This window comes from Pseudomonas sp. NPDC098740 (genome assembly GCF_044760065.1).
GTDB classification, from domain to species: Bacteria; Pseudomonadota; Gammaproteobacteria; order Pseudomonadales; family Pseudomonadaceae; genus Aquipseudomonas; species Aquipseudomonas rossensis.
Genome location: NZ_JBIWAM010000031.1, coordinates 33809 through 52845 on the forward strand (window position 1 = coordinate 33809; position 19037 = coordinate 52845).

The 19037-nt window shown below is 60.9% G+C and carries 20 protein-coding genes and 1 riboswitch; of the genes, 5 read left to right on the top strand and 15 right to left on the bottom strand.

Annotated features, from left to right (window positions below; genetic code table 11):
* The 9 genes from cobC to cobO all read right to left on the bottom strand — a co-directional run bounded on the left by cobC (window position 1) and on the right by cobO (window position 8290).
* Window positions 1-576 (bottom strand): alpha-ribazole phosphatase family protein, encoded by a 576-nt coding sequence (gene cobC / locus ACIQU2_RS25920; RefSeq protein WP_403144982.1) that lies wholly within the window; start codon window positions 574-576, stop codon window positions 1-3.
* Window positions 573-1628, bottom strand: a complete 1056-nt coding sequence (cobT, locus tag ACIQU2_RS25925) for a nicotinate-nucleotide--dimethylbenzimidazole phosphoribosyltransferase (RefSeq protein WP_403144984.1) — start codon at window positions 1626-1628, stop codon at window positions 573-575. The genes cobC and cobT overlap by 4 nt, the downstream gene beginning before the upstream one ends.
* Window positions 1625-2146 carry a bifunctional adenosylcobinamide kinase/adenosylcobinamide-phosphate guanylyltransferase gene (cobU, locus tag ACIQU2_RS25930; RefSeq protein ID WP_403144985.1) on the bottom strand — a complete coding sequence of 174 codons (522 nt, stop codon included), beginning with the start codon at window positions 2144-2146 and terminating at the stop codon, window positions 1625-1627. Before cobU ends, cobT begins: the two co-directional genes overlap by 4 nt.
* A 135-nt stretch (window positions 2147-2281) precedes the next feature.
* Window positions 2282-3733 carry a cobyric acid synthase gene (locus tag ACIQU2_RS25935; protein WP_403144986.1) on the bottom strand — a complete coding sequence of 484 codons (1452 nt, stop codon included), beginning with the start codon at window positions 3731-3733 and terminating at the stop codon, window positions 2282-2284.
* Window positions 3730-4722, bottom strand: a complete 993-nt coding sequence (gene cobD / locus ACIQU2_RS25940; protein WP_347802782.1) for a threonine-phosphate decarboxylase CobD — start codon at window positions 4720-4722, stop codon at window positions 3730-3732. Before cobD ends, ACIQU2_RS25935 begins: the two co-directional genes overlap by 4 nt.
* Complete coding sequence (gene cbiB / locus ACIQU2_RS25945; protein WP_403144989.1) at window positions 4715-5623, bottom strand: adenosylcobinamide-phosphate synthase CbiB; 909 nt, start codon at window positions 5621-5623, stop codon at window positions 4715-4717. The genes cobD and cbiB overlap by 8 nt, the downstream gene beginning before the upstream one ends.
* Entirely contained in the window at window positions 5620-6270 is a 651-nt protein-coding gene (gene bluB, locus ACIQU2_RS25950; RefSeq protein WP_046048015.1) for a 5,6-dimethylbenzimidazole synthase, read from the bottom strand. Before bluB ends, cbiB begins: the two co-directional genes overlap by 4 nt.
* The gene (locus ACIQU2_RS25955) at window positions 6267-7682 is read right to left on the bottom strand and encodes a cobyrinate a,c-diamide synthase (protein WP_403144993.1); all 1416 of its coding nucleotides are present in this window, start codon (window positions 7680-7682) and stop codon (window positions 6267-6269) included. Before ACIQU2_RS25955 ends, bluB begins: the two co-directional genes overlap by 4 nt.
* Window positions 7679-8290, bottom strand: coding sequence for a cob(I)yrinic acid a,c-diamide adenosyltransferase (gene cobO, locus ACIQU2_RS25960; protein ID WP_046048017.1), 612 nt, complete (start codon window positions 8288-8290; stop codon window positions 7679-7681). The genes ACIQU2_RS25955 and cobO overlap by 4 nt, the downstream gene beginning before the upstream one ends.
* A gap of 80 nt (window positions 8291-8370) precedes the next feature.
* A riboswitch (cobalamin riboswitch) is annotated at window positions 8371-8607 on the bottom strand.
* A gap of 154 nt (window positions 8608-8761) precedes the next feature.
* On the opposite strand from cobO, the gene ACIQU2_RS25965 reads away from it, so the two are divergent.
* Both ACIQU2_RS25965 and ACIQU2_RS25970 read left to right on the top strand, forming a co-directional pair.
* Window positions 8762-9346, top strand: coding sequence for a hypothetical protein (locus ACIQU2_RS25965; protein ID WP_309678127.1), 585 nt, complete (start codon window positions 8762-8764; stop codon window positions 9344-9346).
* A gap of 68 nt (window positions 9347-9414) precedes the next feature.
* Complete coding sequence (locus ACIQU2_RS25970; RefSeq protein ID WP_347802785.1) at window positions 9415-10728, top strand: sorbosone dehydrogenase family protein; 1314 nt, start codon at window positions 9415-9417, stop codon at window positions 10726-10728.
* Window positions 10729-10821: 93 nt separating this feature from the next.
* On the opposite strand, the gene ACIQU2_RS25975 is transcribed toward ACIQU2_RS25970, so the two are convergent.
* The 6 genes from ACIQU2_RS25975 to ACIQU2_RS26000 form a co-directional block, all read right to left on the bottom strand.
* The gene (locus ACIQU2_RS25975; RefSeq protein ID WP_403144999.1) at window positions 10822-11475 is read right to left on the bottom strand and encodes an O-methyltransferase; all 654 of its coding nucleotides are present in this window, start codon (window positions 11473-11475) and stop codon (window positions 10822-10824) included.
* A gap of 15 nt (window positions 11476-11490) precedes the next feature.
* Complete coding sequence (locus tag ACIQU2_RS25980; RefSeq protein WP_123364619.1) at window positions 11491-12027, bottom strand: C40 family peptidase; 537 nt, start codon at window positions 12025-12027, stop codon at window positions 11491-11493.
* Between the two features lie 165 nt (window positions 12028-12192).
* Window positions 12193-12843 (bottom strand): NlpC/P60 family protein, encoded by a 651-nt coding sequence (locus ACIQU2_RS25985; protein WP_347802787.1) that lies wholly within the window; start codon window positions 12841-12843, stop codon window positions 12193-12195.
* A 227-nt stretch (window positions 12844-13070) separates the two neighbouring features.
* Complete coding sequence (gene hda / locus ACIQU2_RS25990) at window positions 13071-13775, bottom strand: DnaA regulatory inactivator Hda (RefSeq protein ID WP_008148645.1); 705 nt, start codon at window positions 13773-13775, stop codon at window positions 13071-13073.
* A 230-nt stretch (window positions 13776-14005) separates the two neighbouring features.
* A complete protein-coding gene (locus tag ACIQU2_RS25995) occupies window positions 14006-15079 on the bottom strand; it encodes an AI-2E family transporter (RefSeq protein ID WP_347802788.1) in 1074 nt (357 codons plus the stop codon).
* Between the two features lie 39 nt (window positions 15080-15118).
* Complete coding sequence (locus tag ACIQU2_RS26000) at window positions 15119-16177, bottom strand: DUF2066 domain-containing protein (protein ID WP_347802789.1); 1059 nt, start codon at window positions 16175-16177, stop codon at window positions 15119-15121.
* Between the two features lie 382 nt (window positions 16178-16559).
* Here ACIQU2_RS26000 and purM point away from each other — a divergent pair, with 382 nt between their 5' ends.
* Genes purM through ACIQU2_RS26015 form a run of 3 tightly spaced genes read left to right on the top strand, consistent with a single transcriptional unit; the run spans window position 16560 to window position 19002 of the window.
* On the top strand, window positions 16560-17618 hold the full coding sequence (purM, locus tag ACIQU2_RS26005) for a phosphoribosylformylglycinamidine cyclo-ligase (RefSeq protein ID WP_008148639.1): 1059 nt from the start codon (window positions 16560-16562) through the stop codon (window positions 17616-17618).
* Between the two features lie 11 nt (window positions 17619-17629).
* Window positions 17630-18280, top strand: a complete 651-nt coding sequence (gene purN / locus ACIQU2_RS26010; protein WP_403145006.1) for a phosphoribosylglycinamide formyltransferase — start codon at window positions 17630-17632, stop codon at window positions 18278-18280.
* An 8-nt stretch (window positions 18281-18288) separates the two neighbouring features.
* Window positions 18289-19002: a DUF3108 domain-containing protein gene (locus ACIQU2_RS26015; RefSeq protein ID WP_102614662.1), complete on the top strand. Its 714-nt coding sequence runs from the start codon at window positions 18289-18291 to the stop codon at window positions 19000-19002.
* Window positions 19003-19037 lie beyond the last annotated feature (35 nt).

Sequence of the window (19037 nt, forward strand, 5' to 3'; positions counted from 1 at the left end):
TCAGCTCGCTTCCCTTAACAACACGCCGGATTCGACCGACAGCGAAAACAACGCGCCATGCCCGACTTCGACATTGAGCAACTGCTCACGAGGCAATCCCCGCGCCTGAGCCAGCAACAAGCGCATGACCCCGCCGTGACTGATCAGCAACACCCGCTCGCCGGCGTAGGCAGCCTGCAAGCGCTCAACAGCTGCCAACACCCGCGTCGCAAAATCCACCACCGGCTCACCCTGAGGCGGCGTAAACGAATAAGGGTCGGCCCAGAACAATCCCAACGCCTCGGCATCGGTGTCCATCAGCGCGGCGGCGCTCTGCCCTTCCCAGGCGCCGAAGTGCAGCTCTTGCAGGTCTTTATCCAATTGCACCGGCAAACCCAGCTGTGCGCCGAGTTCTTCGGCGAACCGCGCACACCGCTGCAACGGCGAGCTGACCAAACGATCCCAAGGCCCCTGCTCGACCACCGCCGCGCGCATCTGCGCCCAGCCCTTTTCGGTCAACGCATCGTCGAGGCTGCCGCGCAAACCGCCACCGAGTTCGGTTTCACCGTGGCGCAACAGGTCCAGGTGCAAGGTCATGCCGGACGATCCGCTACGGCGGCCTCGGCGAAAGTCGCCATCTGCCCATGAAGGTCGCACGCCAAGCGCAGCAACGGCACGGCCAACGCCGCGCCGCTGCCCTCGCCCAGACGCAGGCCGAGGTCCAGCAGCGGTTCGGCGTTCAGGGTTTCCAGTACATGACGATGGCCCGGCTCGGCGCCGCGATGACCGAACAACAGCCACTGACGGCATTCAGGATTCAAGCGCACCGCGACCAATGCCGCGACACTGCAAATAAAACCGTCCACCAGCACCGCGATGCCTTCCTGGGCACACGCCAGATACGCGCCGACCAGTGCCGCGATCTCAAAACCGCCGAGGTTGAACAGGGTTTGCAGCGCATCGCCACGCTGAGCGCTGTGCAATGCCAAAGCGCGCTCGATAACCTGGGCTTTATGACTGACACCCGCCGCGTTCAAACCCGTGCCCGGCCCGGCCAGATGCACCACCGGGCAATCGAGCAAGGCACAGGCCAACGCGCTGGCCGCGGTGGTGTTGCCAATGCCCATCTCACCACCGATAAACAACTGCGCACCCGCCACGATGGCGCGCTGCACGCTGTCGCGGCCGGCCTGCAAAGCAAGTTCGCCTTGAGCCGGCGTCATGGCCGAACCTTCGACGAAATTCGCCGTGCCCGGACCGATGTTCAAGTGACGCACACCCGGTAAATTCAACGACGGCGTCACCGTGCCGAGGTCGACGACTTCCAGGGAGGCCCCGAGTTGCCGCGCCAACACGCTGATCGCCGCCCCACCACTGACGAAGTTGAGCAGCATCTGCCCGGTGACTTCCTGGGGAAACGCCGACACTCCTTCGGCGACCACGCCATGGTCACCGGCAAAAATCGCGATCCACAGCTGATCCAGTCTCGGCTTGACCTGCCCCTGCATCCCGGCCAATTGCACGGCCACCGACTCAAGCCGACCGAGGGAGCCGGCCGGTTTGGTCAGCTGCTGTTGACGGGCCTGCGCCTGCTCGACCGCTTGAGCATCGATCGGTTTACACGGGTTAAGCCACCAGGATTGAGTCATAACGCAGTTCCTTTCAAAGTCAGGGGCAGGCCGGCGACGGTCAGGACGACGCGTTGACAGCGCTCGGCCAACGTTTGATGCAGCCAACCGGCTTCATCGACATAGCGGCGGGTCAATTCGCCCAGCGGCACGACACCCATTCCGGTCTCGTTGCTGACAAAAATGATTTCACCCGGCAACGACGCCAGGCAGTCCAGCAATGCATCACGTTCGGCCGACAGCCGCTCGGCGTCGTCGCGCATCAGCAGGTTGGTCAGCCACAGGGTCAGGCAATCCACCAGCAGGCAACGTTCGGCACTGGCGGTTTCGCGCAGGACGCGGGCGAGTTCCACAGGTTCTTCGATCAACGCCCATTCGGCTGGACGACGGGCGCGGTGATGGGCCACCCGCTCGTTCATTTCACCGTCGAGGGGTTGGCTGGTGGCGATGTAAGTCACCGCCAGACCGCTGTCGGAGGCGAGTTTTTCGGCCAGGCGACTTTTGCCGGATCGGGCGCCGCCGAGGATCAGTTGCAGCATGGTTCATTCCTTCAAATTGGCGGTGTGGCGACGGGCCTCATCGCGAGCAAGCTCGCTCCCACAGTTGACCGCATTCCAATGTGGGAGCGAGCTTGGTCCGGGCGGCGTTCCGACGAAGAGGCCATCAAATTCACCCTAAAACCCGCAGAGCTCACGCAACAGTCGGGTATCCAGATGCTGCTCCACCAGATCCGCCAGCCGCTCGATATCGCGCTCACGCAATGCGTGATAATCCACGTCCTGCACAGCCTGCAAACCTGCCCAGCGCAACAGCGCACTGCACGCCGCGGGCGATTCAAACAGCCCATGCAGATAGGTGCCGAATATCTGCCCGTCCACACTTTGCGCACCGTCGCAGCGACCGTCGTCCAGCTGCACCGCGGCGTTTTCCAATGCCGGCCCGGTGGTGACGCCGGCATGAATTTCGTAACCGCTGACCGGCGCGTCTTCGAGCGCCAGACGCCCGCGCACATTGCGCAATTGCTTCTCTTCTTCGAGCTGGGTTTCGAACGCCAACAAGCCCAAACCGGCGCTGGAGCCCGGTGCGCCTTCGAGGCCCAGCGGATCGTGTACCTGCTCGCCGAGCATTTGCAGGCCACCGCAAATGCCCAGCACTTTGCCGCCATAACGCAGATGGCGACTGATCGCGGTGTCCCAGCCATTGGCGCGCAGATACGCGAGGTCACTGCGCACGCTTTTCGAACCGGGGAGAATAATCAGGTCGGCCGGCGGAATCGCCTGACCGGGGCCGATGAATTGCAGATCCACCTGCGGATGCAGGCGCAGCGGATCGAAATCGGTGTGGTTGCTGATGCGCGGCAGTACCGGCACCAGCACTTTCAGCACCTGGTCGGCCTTGTCGGTCTGACGCTGATCGATGCCATCCTCGGCTTCCAGGTGCAGGTCCATCACGTAAGGCAGAACGCCGATTACCGGTTTGCCGGTGCGCGCTTCCAGCCAGTCCAGCCCCGGTTGCAGCAAAGCGATATCGCCGCGAAACCGGTTGATGATGAAGCCTTTGACTCGCGCCTGCTCGCTGGGCGACAGCAGTTCCAGCGTGCCCACCAGATGCGCAAAAACCCCGCCGCGATTGATGTCGGCGATCAACACCACCGGACAATCCACGGCCTCGGCAAAGCCCATGTTGGCGATGTCACCGGCACGCAGATTGATCTCGGCCGGCGAGCCCGCGCCTTCGACCATGACCACTGGATACGCTGCGCTCAGCCGTTCATGGGAGGCCAGCACCGCTTGCATGGCGATAGCTTTGTAGTCGTGATACGCAACGGCGTTCATCGTCGTGACCGCGCGGCCATGGATGATCACTTGGGCGCCGGTATCGCTGTTGGGCTTGAGCAGCACCGGGTTCATGTCGGTGTGCGGCTCAAGGTTGGCGGCCTGAGCTTGCACCGCTTGCGCGCGACCGATCTCGCCACCGTCGGCGGTCACGGCACTGTTGAGCGCCATGTTCTGTGGCTTGAACGGCACGACGCTGACGCCCTGACGCCTGACCCAGCGGCACAACGCCGTCACCAGCGTACTTTTACCGGCGTCGGAAGTGGTGCCTTGCACCATCAACGTAGTCATTGGGTTTCCTTGGCGTAGGCTTCGAACGCTTGCGCGAGACGTGTCCAGTCAGCTTCATCGGCGGGCAAGCCGAAACGCAGGCTGCTGTTGTTCGTGAACAACCGCAGCAGAATGCCGCGCCGGGCCATGAACTCATGCAGGGCTTCGGCGCGGTCGGTGATCAGCCATTGAAACAAGGCGCAACCGCCCTGGGGCTCGAAGCTGTGCTGTTCAAGCAGCAGCGCCAGACGCTCGCTGGCCTCTTCAGCGCGAACCCGTTGCCGGGCATGCCCTTCGGTATCCAGCAGGCAGGCCTGACCCAGCACCCGCGTCGGCCCGCTGACCGCCCACGGTCCCACTTGCTCGGCCAGCAACTTGAGCAACTTGCGCTCGGCCAGCACGAAACCCAGCCGCACACCGGCCAGGCCGAAAAACTTTCCGAAAGAACGCAGCACGATCAACCCGACCTGATTGGCAAAAGGTGCCAGGCTCAGCTGCGGTGTGTTGTCCATGAACGCCTCGTCCACCACCAGCCAGCCACCACGCTGGGCCAGCCGCGAATGCCAGTCGAGCAGCCGACTTGGTGTCAGGCTCAGGCCGGTAGGATTGTTCGGGTTGACCACCACCAGCACGTCGAGGCTGTCGAGAAAGAAGTCGACTTCCTGCTCCAGCACTTCACGCACGATGTAGCCATTACGGCGCCACGCTTCAGCGTGTTCGGCGTAACTCGGCGAGAGCACGCCGACCTTGCCGGCCCGGCGCAAACGCGGCAGCAACTGGATCGCCATTTGCGAGCCGGCCACCGGCAGAACCTGAGCGGCGCCGTAATAATCACAGGCCGCCTGCTCCAGACCGTCATCGGTTTCCGGCAAACGCGCCCAAGCCCGCAACGGAATTTCCGGAACCGGAAACGGCCAGGGCGCGAGGCCGCTGGACAGGTCGAGCCAATCGGTTTCGGCGATGCCGTAATCGAGCGCCGCCTTGCGTAACCGACCACCGTGCTCAAGCATAAAATTCAGCCCCCACGCAGAGAATCAGCAACCATAACCATACCCCGCGCTGCACCAATTGCCAGCCGCGGTCGATGGAGTCGGCGTCCGCCGGTTCGCCTTCGCCTAACGGCGGACGCTGATGCAGTTCGCCGTGATAAATCGCCGCCCCGCCCAACTCGACACCGAGCGCTCCGGCACCGGCCGCCATCACCGGACCGGCATTCGGGCTGTCCCAGGTCGGACCCTGGGTGCGCCAGCATTTCAGCGCCAGTCGGGTTTTGCCCAGCAGCGCGTAGGTCAATGCCACCAGGCGTGCAGGAATATAGTTGAGGACGTCGTCGATCTTTGCCGCGGCCCAGCCGAAACGCTCGAAGCGTTCATTGCGGTAACCCCACATCGCATCCAGCGTGTTGCTCAAACGGTAGAGCACCACGCCAGGCGCGCCGGCCACAGCAAACCAGAACAGCGCAGCGAATACCGCATCGCTACCGTTCTCCAATACGGATTCGGTGGCGGCGCGGGCGACTTCGGTTTTATCCAGTTCGCTGGTCTGGCGACTGACCAGATAACTGACCCGTTTGCGCGCCTCGTCCAGATCATCGCTGCGCAGCGCCTTGGCCACCGGCTCGACGTGTTCACCAAGGCTGCGCATGCCGAGGGCGCAATAGAGCACGAGAATCTCGACGATCCAGCCGACATAGGGCGCCCAGGAAAACGCCGTGGCCAGCAGGGTCAGCGGCAACACCGCGATGACCCAGGCAGTGACGCCATGGCTGCGCCAGCCACGACCTTCACCATTGAAACGTTGCTCGATGCGGTCGGCAAAACGGCCGAACGCCACCAGCGGATGCCAGCGTTTGGGTTCACCCAGCAGCGCATCCAGCGCAACCGCGGCGACACTCAACAACGCCACACTCATTGACTCACTCCCCAATAATTTTCATACAGCAGCTCACTGAGCGGACGCGCCTGCGCCCAGCCTTCGAGTACCAGCATCGGCGCCGGATAGAATTCCTTGACCGGGCCGAGACAAAGAACGGCCAACGGCTTGGCTCCGGCGGGCAACCCCAGCAAGTCCGCCAGCGCTTGCGGCTCGAACAGCGAGACCCAGCCCATGCCCAATCCTTCAGCGCGGGAGGCCAGCCAGAGGTTCTGGATCGCGCAGGACAACGAGGCCATGTCCATTTCCGGCATCGTGCGACGGCCGAAAATGTGGCGCTCTCGATCGTCCATCAGCGCAGCGACCAGCACCTCGGCGCAATCGTTGATGCCTTCGACTTTCAGCTTCATGAATTCGTCGGTGCGCTCGCCGAGGGCTTCGGCGGTGCGGATGCGTTCTTCTTCCACCAGTAACTGGATCTTGCCGCGCAAGGCTCGATCGCTGATGCGGATGAACCGCCAAGGCTGCATCAGGCCGACACTCGGCGCCTGATGCGCAGCTTCGAGCAGGCGCCGCAGTAACTCGGGCTCGACGGTGCCGCCGCTGAAATGACGCATGTCGCGGCGTTCGCCGATGGCTCGGTAGACCGCCGCGCGCTCAGCTTCGGAAAAGGCGTTGTCAGTCATGGCCTCTTCGCGAGCAGGCTCGCTCCCACATTGGAAGGTGTGCTGCCTGAAGAAACGCGGTCCCCTGTGGGAGCGACGGTGCGACGATTCGACTTGCTCGCGATGGCGGCTTCAAAGTCAGGCGCAAACAATGCGGCTACAGCGGTGGGATTGGACGGAAAATAGAAATGCACATAAGAAGCCGTCATCCGCCCCTCACGATAAACCGCTTCCGCCCCACGCCCACCGTTAGGGCTCAGGCCACGAGCGATGGGCTCAAGCTCGGTACTGGTCAGCGAGTGGTGATAGGTGTGCCCGCGCAATGAACCTTCCGGCAACTCGACCGCCTGCAACGCCAACGCGGCCAGACGCTTTTGCATCACCGCATCACCGGCCAGCAAGCCGACCAGTTCAGCGCGGGTACCTTCGACATCCGTCAGAGAGTCGAGCAGATACAGCATGCCGCCGCACTCGGCCAACAACGGTTTCCCCGCCGCATGGTGAGCGCGGATTGCGGCCAGCATCGTGGTGTTCTGTGAGAGCGCCACATGGTGCAATTCGGGATAACCGCCCGGCAGATAGAGGCTGTCTGCCTCCGGCAATTGCGTGTCACGGATCGGCGAGAAAAACGACAACTCGGCGCCCATGGCTCGCAGCAAATCCAGGCTTGCACCGTAGGTGAAGGCAAACGCTTCGTCACGGGCCACGGCGATACGCACGCCGGCCAGCAACAGTTCCGCAGCGATCACATCGGGAGCGGCGAATTCCACCGCCGGTGGCAGCGCGACCTCGCAGCTGCTGGCCAGTGCATCGGCCGCCGCATCGAGGCGCTGATCGAGATCGTTCAACTCACTGGCCTGAACCAGACCCAAATGGCGACTCGGCAATTCGATCCCGGTTTCCCGGGACAAGGCGCCGTACCAGCGCAAGCCTTCAGTCAGGCTGCCTTCGAGCAATTGCGCGTGTCGCAACGTGCCCACACGATTGGCCAACACGCCAGCAAACGGCAAGTCCGGCTGATAACGCGCCAGCCCCAGGGCCAGTGCGCCAAAGGTCTGGGCCATGGCAGTGCCGTCGATCACACCGAGCACCGGCACACCGAAGTGTCGCGCCAGATCAGCGCTGGACGGCGTACCGTCGAACAGTCCCATGACGCCTTCGATGAGGATCAGATCCGCTTCGCCGGCGGCTTCCCACAACAGTCGACGACTTTCCTGCTCCCCGACCATCCACATGTCCAGTTGATACACCCGCGCACCGCTGGCGCGCTCGAGAATCATCGGGTCGAGAAAATCCGGGCCGCATTTGAACACGCGAACCTTGCGCCCTTGATTGCGATGCAAACGGGCCAGCGCAGCGGTGACGGTGGTCTTGCCCTGACCGGAGGCCGGCGCGGCAATCAATACCGCCGGGCAATGACGTGGCTGACTCACAATTCGACGCCTTTTTGCGCTTTGATCCCGGCCTGGAACGCGTGCTTGATCACACCCATTTCGGTGACGGTGTCGGCCAGTTCGATCATCTCCGGCTTGGCGCCGCGACCGGTGACCACCACGTGCTGCATCGGCGGACGGGCCTGCAAGTCGCTGAGCACTTGATCGAGATCCAGATAACCGTGCTTGAGCGCAATGTTCAATTCATCCAGCACCACCAGGCCGATCGACGGATCACGCAGCAATTCGCGGGACACCGCCCACGCGGCTTCAGCGGCGGCGATGTCGCGCTGACGATCCTGGGTTTCCCAGGTGAAGCCCTCGCCCATCACATGAAAACGCACCTGTTCCGGAAAGCGCCGGAAGAACAGTTCTTCGCCGGTGCTGCTGCGCCCTTTAATGAACTGCACCACGCCACACTGCATGCCGTGGCCCATGGACCGGGCGAGCATGCCGAAGGCCGAGCTGCTTTTGCCTTTGCCGTTGCCGGTCAGCACCAGCAGCAGGCCGCATTCATTCGGGGAGTTGGCGATGCGTTCATCGATCACGGCTTTTTTGCGCAGCATGCGCGCCAGATGACGTTCGTCACGATCGGGGGTATCAGTCATGGGGGAGCTCTCCGTTGAGGCTGGATAACGGCGGGCAGGCACAAGAATAGACGGCAAAAAGCCTGGCATCGCCCACCGTGATGCCGCTGGATGGATCAGGCCGGTCTCCGGGCTCATGAGCGGCATTTTTTGCCTGACTGCGCGCCTTCCCATGTTGATATCAACACAGTGGCTCAAGGCGCAGCCTTCACTCATTTACCGTTGCGGGGGCAGCGCCGGGATCATGGCTCTTCGTCGCTTGAAGAGAGTCACTCACCGGCTTCCCTGTTTCACTCTGTCGACCAAGGTCACAGAGCACCTGAAACAAGCCGCGAAGGTTAGAGGGTTGGGGATGGAGCGTCAATTGAAGACGGGCGGCCTGCGAGCGAATAACTGCCGTCGATCAATTATCTGACGCCAATCTTGTGCCACACTCTCAGCAGTGATATCAAAGAGCCACAATCTCACAACACAATAACAAGGGTGAGCCACATGCAAGGCATGATCATCAGCAATCCGAAGCTGGAATTCCTGCGCCCGGTGCTGGAACGCTGGTTTGACTGTATCGACCGCTACAACGCCGTGCGCGGCGATAACGACACGCCTTACTGGTTCGACGAAAAAGCCAACCTGAGCCTGCTTTCCGCCGCGGCCTGGATGGCGGAAATGGTCACGCTGCAACAAACACCGACCCGTAAGCAGACCGAAGAAGGCGAACGCAATGGCCGCGCCGATCTGTTTATCGCGACCAGCGAAGAACGCGCTTACCTTCAAGCGACCCAGCGCTGGCCACGCGTCAACAGCCTGAACCTGACTCAAGCATTGCAGGACATCACCAGCGATGCCAAACGCATCAGCTACGCCAGCGACCTGAAACTCGGCTGCCTGTTCGTTGCGCCGCAAAAAGCCCAACAAAGCGCCACCCCGGAAGAACTCCAGGACATGGTCGACGATCTGCAAAAGGAACACACCTGCGCGGTGGCCTGGTACTTCCCCTATGCCTATCGCAAGTTGCGCAACGAAGCCGGCAACTATCACCCCGGCATTGCCGTGCTGTTCAAAGAAGCCCGCGGCTGAGCGGTTGAACCATCGCGCACCTGCGCTTCTCTATTGATTAGGTCAATGCATTCATAGGGAAGATCAGCATGCGCAAGCCCCCGCTCGTTCTCGTCATCGTGCTCGCCGGAGGGCTTGCCGCCTGCGGTGAAACCTCCAGACTGCAAGTCTCCGACGGCACCGGCCCGTCACCCAAGCTACCAGAACCGAACAAAACCCTGATCCCGACGGTGAACATCGCCCCGGCGATTGGCTGGCCGGACGGCGCGAAGCCTATCGCCGCGACAGGGACTCAGGTGGCGGCTTTTGCCGAAGGCCTCGATCACCCGCGCTGGCTTTACGTGTTGCCTAACGGCGATGTGCTGGTGGCCGAAACCAACGCACCACCCAAACCCGATGACGGCAAAGGTATTCGGGGCTGGGTCATGGGCAAAGTCATGGGCCGTGCCGGCGCCGGCGTACCGAGCCCAAACCGCATCACGCTGCTGCGGGACAAGGACCACGACGGCATCGCCGAAACCCGCACGGTGTTCCTGGAAAACCTCAACTCGCCCTTCGGTATGACCCTGGTCGGCAATGACCTGTACGTCGCCGACACAGACCGCTTGCTGCGCTTCCACTATGAAAACGGCGAGACGGCGATCAAGTCGCAGCCTATGAAGGTGATCGACCTGCCGGGCGGTACGCTGAATCACCACTGGACCAAAAACGTCATCGCCAGCAAGGACGGCAGCAAGCTGTACGTCACGGTGGGTTCCAACAGCAACGTGGCCGAAAACGGCATGGACAAGGAAGAAGGTCGCGCGGCGATCTGGGAAGTGGATCGCGCCACCGGCAACCATCGAATCTTCGCCTCGGGGATTCGTAATCCAAACGGTCTGGCCTGGGAACCTCAGAGCGGCGCACTGTGGACGGCAGTCAACGAGCGCGACGAAATCGGTAGCGATCTGGTGCCGGACTACATCACTTCAGTGAAGGACGGCGGGTTCTACGGCTGGCCTTACAGTTATTACGGTCAGCACGTCGACATCCGCGTCGAGCCGCAAAACCCCGACCTGGTGGCCAAGGCCATCGCTCCGGACTACGCGGTCGGCCCGCATACCGCCTCGTTGGGCCTGACGTTTGCTGAAGGCAACAGACTGCCGGCGCAATTCAAGGAAGGGGCATTCGTCGGCCAGCACGGCTCATGGAACCGTAAACCGCACAGTGGCTACAAAGTGATTTTCGTACCGTTCAGCGCAGGGAAACCGACCGGGCAGCCGATTGATGTACTCACCGGTTTCCTCAATGACGAGGAAAAAGCCATGGGCCGTCCGGTAGGCGTGGTGATTGACCAGCAGGGTGATTTGTTGGTGGCGGATGACGTGGGCAACAAGGTGTGGCGCGTGTCGGCGGCCAAGTAAACGTCAAAAGATCGCAGCCTTCGGCAGCTCCTACAGGGTGTACACCATCCACTGTAGGAGCTGCCGAAGGCTGCGATCTTTTTCAATAGTCGCCTACCTTTTGCGGCACAAGGTTAATCCATCGCCCAACGGCAACAGCGACAGGTCCACACGCGAGTCATCCTTCAAGGCGCGATTGAGCGCCTGGATGGCTCGGGTGTCTTCGCTCTCGGGATTCTCCTCAAGCACCCGGCCGCTCCACAGCGTGTTATCGAACACCGCCAGACCGCCGACGCGCAGCAGACGTAATGCGTGCTCCAGATAGCGTGGGTAGTTGGCTTTGTCGGCATCGATGAAGATCAGGTCGAATGGCTCTTGTTGATCCAGCTGAGCCAGGGTTTCCAGCGCGGGTGCCAGACGCAGATCGATCCGCTCGGCAAGCCCCGCTTCCTGCCAGTAAAGGCGCGCGGTGGCGTTGTAGTCACCGGGTATGTCACAGCAGATCAGCGAACCGTCATCCGGCAATGCAGCCGCCATGCACAAGGCGCTGTAACCGGTAAAGGTGCCCACTTCCAGCAGACGCTTGGCGCCGGTGAGTTTCACCAATAGCGCGAGGAACTGACCTTGCTCGGGCGCCACCTGCCAGCGAGCCATGGGCAGCGCCTGGGTTTCGTCACGCAAACGCTTGAGCAGCGGCGTTTCGCGCAGGGAAACGTCCAGCAGGTATTGATACAGGGAATCGTCGAGATTGAGTGTGCGAGCGGTCATGACAACCTCTGCCATTTAGGGGTTGCGTGCCAAGTGCTCAGGTTGCAAGACGCGCTTGGCACTCAGATAGGCTTTCTGCCAGTAAGCTTTGGACAAGCTGTCGAGCTTCACCGTGCCGCCGGTGGCCGGTGCATGGACGAAGCGACCTTCGCCGACGTAGATCCCGGCGTGACTGACCTGAGAACCGCCATTGGTGGCGAAGAAGATCAGGTCACCGGTTTGCAGGCCTTCCTTGCCCACACTGGCCGCCTGCATGCTGATCATCTCGCGCGTGGTACGCGGCAGAGAAATGCCGGCGACGTCACGGTAGACATAACCGATCAGCCCGCTGCAATCGAAACCCGAATCCGGCGTGTTGCCACCCCAGCGATACGGCGTGCCCACCAGGCCGAGCGCGCGAAACAAGACGTCTTCTGCCTCAGGGGAGAATGCTTGGGAGGAACCGAAAACAATGGGCGCGCGAACCACCGGTGCAGGTGGCGGTGTACGGCTGGCGCAGGCGCTGAGCAGCGCTGCGAAGAACATGATTGCGAGGCGGGCCGACGTCGACATAGGCAGAGCATCCTGATCTGGCTGCGGCTTTTTCTGCAGGGGGCGCAGAAAAGAAAACCGCCTGCGCAGGACGCAGGCGGTTTGCCATCAATAATAGATCAGGATTCTAGCTGCTACGTGGCAAACTTCAAGTAAGACTTTAAGTTAACCTTACAAAAAGTCCGCTTACTTGCGCGCCGTGACGATTGTCGGGGCCGCAGTCGGTGCCATCGCGAGTGCGCGCTTTGCTTCGATGAAGGTTTTGCTCCAGTAGCTGTCGCCCAGGCTATCGATCCGGACACCACCGCTGCGGCGGCTGCTGGAATGGATGAACTGGTTGTCACCCAGGTAGATCCCGGCGTGACTGACGCGGCCGCGACGGCCATTGGTGGCGAAAAACAGCAAGTCGCCCGGCTCCAGTTTGCTGCGAGAAACCAGCGGAGCGTCGACGTTGATCATTTCGCGAGTGGAGCGTGGCAGGCTCAGGCCGGCTTCTTCACGAAACAGGTAACCGATGAAGCCGCTGCAATCAAAGCCAGCTTCGGAGGTGCCACCGAAACGGTAACGGGTACCAATCAGGGACATGCCCCGTTCGAGGATGCTGTCAGCCAGAACCGGAAGCTGGTACGACTTGCCGCCGGCGAAGTCTGCCAGTTCTTTTTCGGTGGCCGCTTCTTCCTGCTCAAGCGCTTGCTGATAAAGAACGGAAGATTGGTCGGTAGCAGAATTTTTAACCTGCTGTTGTTGCTCTTGCTGGGACACTGGAGAGTGAGCAGCGCAACCGAACAACAGGGTGACGAGTGCGAGGGGCACGAGGGGTGCAAAGCGATTTAGCATGGGCACGACCGTGGCTGATAGTTGTAAAGAAGGCGAGACTATGCCCGCTATCAACCTCATTTGCAAATTCAATCGATCTTGATGTGACTTATCGGTTTCTCGTTTACATCTAAGCGCTTAAGCCCGTTTTAGACGTTCGCGCAGCCTGCAACCCTGTAGGAAAGCGGATTTCTTGACGCCTGAAATATGCCGAAACCCGCTAGGGCCTTGGCTTTACCAGGCTTTTGTTACCAGCCAAGCGTTTCTTTCAGAAAGGGAATTGTCAGCTTGCGCTGAGCTTGGAGGGAGGCCTGATCGAGACGCTCAAGCAGCTCGAAAAGTGCACTCATGCTGCGCGTACCGCGGGTCAAAATAAAATGCCCGACTTCATCGGTCAGGTGCAGACCGCGACGAGATGCGCGCAGTTGCAAGGCACGCAATTTGTCTTCGTCGGAGAGCGGACGCATCTGAAAGATCAACGCCAACGTCAGACGGGATTTGAGGTCCGCCAGTTTCACCGGCAGTTCACGCGGGGATGTCGACGCGGCGATCAGCAGGCGTCGACCGCTGTCACGCAGACGGTTGAATAGATGGAACAGCGCCTCTTCCCAATCCGCCCGACCAGCCACCGCCTGCAAATCATCCAGGCAGACCAGTTCGTACTGTTCGAGGTTGTCGAGGATGGCGATGCCGCGATCAAGCAGTTCGGCCAACGGCAAATACACCGCCGGCTCCCCCAGTTGCTCGAAGCGCAGGCAGGCCGCCTGCAACAAGTGCGTACGCCCTACCCCGTCCTTGCCCCAGAGATAAATCAGGCTTTCGGTCCAGCCGGCGTCGGCTTCGCATAGCCGCTCGACATAGCCGAGTGCAGCGGCATTGGCGCCTGGATAGTAATTGATAAAGGTAGCGTCATCACGCAGACGCACACCTAGGGGCAGCTGAATCGGTTTCATGCTGACTGAACAGTTCCAAAGGAACCGTTAGTGGCCTCTGTGTAAAGTTTGCGAAGTTTATACCCGTGAGGCGGGTCGCACAATGCGACAGACCACAAGCAAAATCAAAGGTTTGCGTTAACACCCTGGTTTTATGACAGTTTCTTTGGCGGCGCATGTGACAGCCGCACGAGGGATCCGGGTCAGCCTGGCATGGAACCAGGCTGCCCGCGATGCTTGATCAGGCCCTCTTAAATCTCGGGCTCATCAACACCGCTGTACATACCCGAATCTTTATACAAATCATGCATATGGCGCACCAGCACCATGATCACCGCCGCCACCGGCAGTGCCAGCAGCACACCGGTAAATCCGAACAGCTCGCCCCCTGCCAGAATCGCGAAGATCACCGCCACCGGGTGTAGACCGATCTTGTCCCCCACCAGCAATGGCGTCAGCACCATGCCTTCCAGCGCCTGCCCCACCATGAACACCGCGACGATACCGAACATGGGATACAGATCGCCGCCGAACTGGAACAGCCCGGCAATCAAGGCCGCACCGATCCCGATAACGAACCCCATGTACGGCACGATCGCCGCCAGACCGGCAATCAACCCGATCAACAGCCCTAACTCCAGCCCGACCAACATCAGGCCGGCCGCGTAGATCACGCCCAATGCCACCATGACCAGCAACTGGCCGCGCACGAATGCACCCAGCACTTCATGGCATTCACCTGCCAGGGTCATAACACGCTCTTCGCGATCACGGGGCAGGAGGCTGCGGATCTTGGCCATCATCAGGTCCCAGTCCCGCAGCAAATAGAAGACCACCACCGGGATCAGCACCAGATTCGCCAGCAAGCCAATCAATGCGAGGCCGGAGGCCGTTGCCTGACTCAGCACCACACCGACAATGTCAGTGGTTTGACCCATATGCTCACTGATCGCAGCCTTGAGCTTGTCGAACTTCCAGAAATTATCCGACAGACCAAATTTCGATTGCGCCCACGGCAGCGCGGTGTGCTGCAACCAGTCGAGCATCTGCGGCGTCAGTTCGTACAAACGAAACAACTGCTTGGCGAGCATCGGTATCAACACCAGCAGCAAGGTCGTGAAGATCAGGGTGAACAGCGCAAACACCGCCACCACGCCCCAGGTCCGAGACAGGCCAGCCTTCTCCAGCCGATCCACCAGCGGGTCGAACAGATAGGCCAGCAGCAACGCGATCAGGAACGGGGTCAGAATCGGATGCAACAACCAGACAAACACGCAGAGCAGGATCACCCCACCCAACCAGAACCAACGCCGCGTATCGGCCATTTACAACTCCCTATGCATCTATATAAAGAAAGAAAACCGTTACCAACGGAATCGCAGCTGCGGCACAGGTGCCGGAGCGGGCGCTACTACTGGTGCCGAACCCTCGGCCGGCTGAACCGGTGCGACGGGTGCAGGCGCTTCACCCGCTGGAACTTCCTGCAATTTGGCCAGCGACAATTGCGCCTTCAACTGTTCGGCGCTGCCATTGACCCGGTAGAGAATCCGGTCGCCGTCGACACTTTGCAGGCGCGCACCAAACGGCTCCAGCAAGCGCCCAAGTGCGGCATAGCGCTCCAGGTTCATGCTCTGCACTTCGAGCAATTGTTCGCCCGAAGCACCTGGCTTGACCACAAACCGAGGCGCCAACCGTTGACTGACCGCCAGCATCACTGCATCGGCTACAGCAGCCTGATCCGCACCCTGAACACTGCCCGCCTCCTTCTTGTCGCCCAGCCACAACTGCCACTTGGCCTGCCACTGGCCGCCCTCTTCACGAGCATGCACCGCGAGCAAGGCGTCAGCGTTGTAACGCTCCGATGCCCCGCGCAGTGGCGTCGCGTCCGTACCTTCCAGATTCGGTGCCGTGGCGACGATCTGCTCACTCAGATCTGCCAGCGGCAGGCGCAGCGGCAAACCACGGTGTTGCGCTGCTCGGCGCAGCGGTGCAGCACTGGCCTGGCCATCACCGACGAGGCTCGAACCCTCGGTGGAATCGTTCAACCACCAGCCGAGGATCGAAGGCCGGTTCGCCCCCCACAACGACAGCCCGGCACGGCGCAACGCTTGCTCGGTGGTGGCCGGGTCGAAATCGACCTTCAGCACTTCCGGCGGACCAGCGTCAAAGCCGTACTGACTGATGATTTGCTGCGGGTCCTTGCGCAGTGCCGCCAACCCCGGGTTTTGCGCAGCCTTGGGATCGCCGGTCAGACGCAACACCAACGTATCCAGCGCTTGCTGGGTCGCTTGATCACGCACTTCCGGGGTTTGACCACTGACAGGCTGACGCACCTGATACAGATTTTTGACGGTTTCGGCATGACTCGCCAGGCTGACCAATGACATACAGCCCGCAAACAAAAATCTAGAAAAAAAACGCATGGAGGATTCCTGACGACAAGAGCGGCTGGAACAGGCCGCGTGAACCGGATTGAGCAAGGCTGTGACCACGCCCCCAAGCAAAACATTCACCTGACCCTGGTAAGTTTTTGCACTGTGCTAACGATAGACGGTTAATAGCGATACCTTATACAGCCATGAAGGATGCAGCCAACACGGGTAATGAAGGTTTTTTTAAGCTGATATGCCCCTGCCGTCGGCCTGAGGATGGCCGCTGCCCCTCAAGCCTGATAAAATCGCGCGCCTTCGCAGACCGGCAACAGCCGGGCACCCTGAAATTCGCGGATGGCAATCGCCTTCGTCAGTTTCGGTGGTCCCACTGGACTCGGTCGTTACCCCTGAATCCCCCCTAAAGGCCTGGATCATGAGCAAGCAACCCTCCCTGAGCTACAAGGACGCCGGTGTAGACATCGACGCCGGTGAAGCATTGGTCGAACGCATCAAGAGCGTCGCCAAGCGCACTGCGCGCCCGGAAGTCATGGGCGGCCTGGGCGGTTTCGGCGCCCTCTGCGAAATCCCGGCCGGCTACAAGCAGCCCGTGCTGGTTTCCGGCACCGACGGCGTCGGCACCAAGCTGCGTCTGGCGCTGAACCTGAACAAGCACGACAGCATCGGCATCGACCTGGTTGCCATGTGCGTGAACGACCTGGTGGTCTGCGGTGCCGAGCCGCTGTTCTTCCTCGACTACTATGCCACCGGCAAACTCAACGTCGAAACCGCGACCCAGGTCGTGACCGGCATTGGCGCTGGCTGTGAATTGTCCGGCTGCTCCCTGGTTGGCGGCGAAACCGCTGAAATGCCTGGCATGTACGAAGGCGAAGACTACGACCTGGCCGGCTTCTGCGTCGGCGTCGTGGAAAAATCCGAAATCATCGACGGTTCCAAAGTCGCTGCCGGCGATGCCCTGCTCGCCCTGCCGTCTTCCGGCCCGCACTCCAACGGCTACTCGCTGATCCGCAAGATCATCGAAGTGTCCGGTGCCGACATCGAAAACATCCAGCTCGACGGCAAACCGCTGACCGACCTGCTGATGGCCCCGACCCGTATCTACGTGAAGCCGCTGCTCAAGCTGATCAAGGAAACCGGCGCGGTCAAAGCCATGGCCCACATCACCGGTGGTGGCCTGCTGGACAACATCCCGCGCGTTCTGCCAAAAGGCGCACAAGCCGTGGTTGACGTCGCGAGCTGGACCCGTCCTGCCGTGTTCGACTGGCTGCAAGAGAAAGGCAACGTTGACGAAAACGAAATGCACCGCGTGCTGAACTGCGGCGTGGGCATGGTCATCTGCGTTGCTCAAGAGCACGTCGAAACCGCCCTGAACGTCCTGCGCGAAGCCGGCGAGCAGCCTTGGGTCATCGGTCAGATCTCCACCGCTGCCGAAGGCGCGGCTCAGGTTGAACTAAAGAACCTCAAGGCACACTGATGCAAGAGCGGATGTCCCAGACCTGTGATGTGGTGGTGCTGTTGTCCGGCACCGGCAGTAACTTGCAGGCCTTGATCGACAGCACGCGGACCGGCGACAGCCCGGCCCGCATCGCTGCGGTGATTTCCAACCGCGCCGACGCCTACGGCCTGCAACGCGCCAGGGACGCAGGTATCGACACCCGCACCCTGGATCACAAGGCGTTCGAAGGCCGCGAGGCCTTCGATGCCGCGCTGATCGAACAGATCGACGCGTTCAACCCCAAACTCGTGGTACTGGCCGGTTTCATGCGCATTCTCAGCGCTGACTTCGTGCGCCACTACGCGGGTCGCCTGCTCAACATCCACCCCTCGCTGCTACCAAAATACAAAGGGTTACACACTCATCAGCGCGCACTGGAAGCCGGCGACACCGAGCACGGCTGCTCCGTGCATTTCGTCACCGAGGAACTCGATGGCGGGCCACTGGTCGTACAGGCAGTAATACCGGTAGAGTTGCACGATTCGCCGCAGAGTCTGGCGCAGCGAGTTCATACCCAGGAACACCTGATTTTCCCGTTGGCTGTACGCTGGTTTGCCGAAGGTCGTTTATCACTCGGCGAGCAAGGTGCTTTACTGGATGGAAAGTTACTCGCGGCCAGCGGCCACTTGATTCGAACCTAGGAGATTTTATGCGTCGCGCCCTGCTCTTCGCTTGCGCTCTGCTCGCACTGCCATTTGCGCAGGCTGCAGAACTTCAACCTTTCTCCGCCAGCTACACCGCTGACTGGAAGCAGTTGCCCATGAGCGGCACCGCTGAACGCAGCCTGACCAAGCAAGCCAACGGCGCCTGGAAGCTCAGCTTCAAGGCCTCGATGATGATCGCCAGCCTGACCGAAGAAAGCACCCTGACCCTGGACAAGGACACGCTGCTGCCGCAGTCCTACCACTTCGAACGTGGCGGCCTGGGTAAAGCCAAGAAGGCTGACCTGGATTTCGACTGGACCAACAAAATGGTCACCGGCACCGATCGCGGTGACCCGGTCAAGATCCCGCTCAACCGCGGCATGGTCGACAAATCCACTTATCAGCTGGCCCTGCAGCACGACGTGGCCGCAGGCAAGAAAAGCATGAGCTATCAAGTCGTCGACGATGGTGAAGTCGATACCTATGATTTCCGCGTGCTGGGTTCGGAAAAGGTCGACACCAAAGCTGGCCAGATCGAAGCAATCAAGGTCGAGCGCGTGCGCGACCCGACACAAAGCAAGCGCATCACCGTCCTGTGGTTCGCCAAGGACTGGGATTACCTGCTGGTTCGTCTGCAACAGGTTGAAACCGACGGCAAGGAGTACAACATCATGCTCCTCGACGGTACGGTCAACGGCAAGGCAGTCAAAGGCAGCTGATCCGGCTCGACACAAAAATCCGGAATCCGATAAGG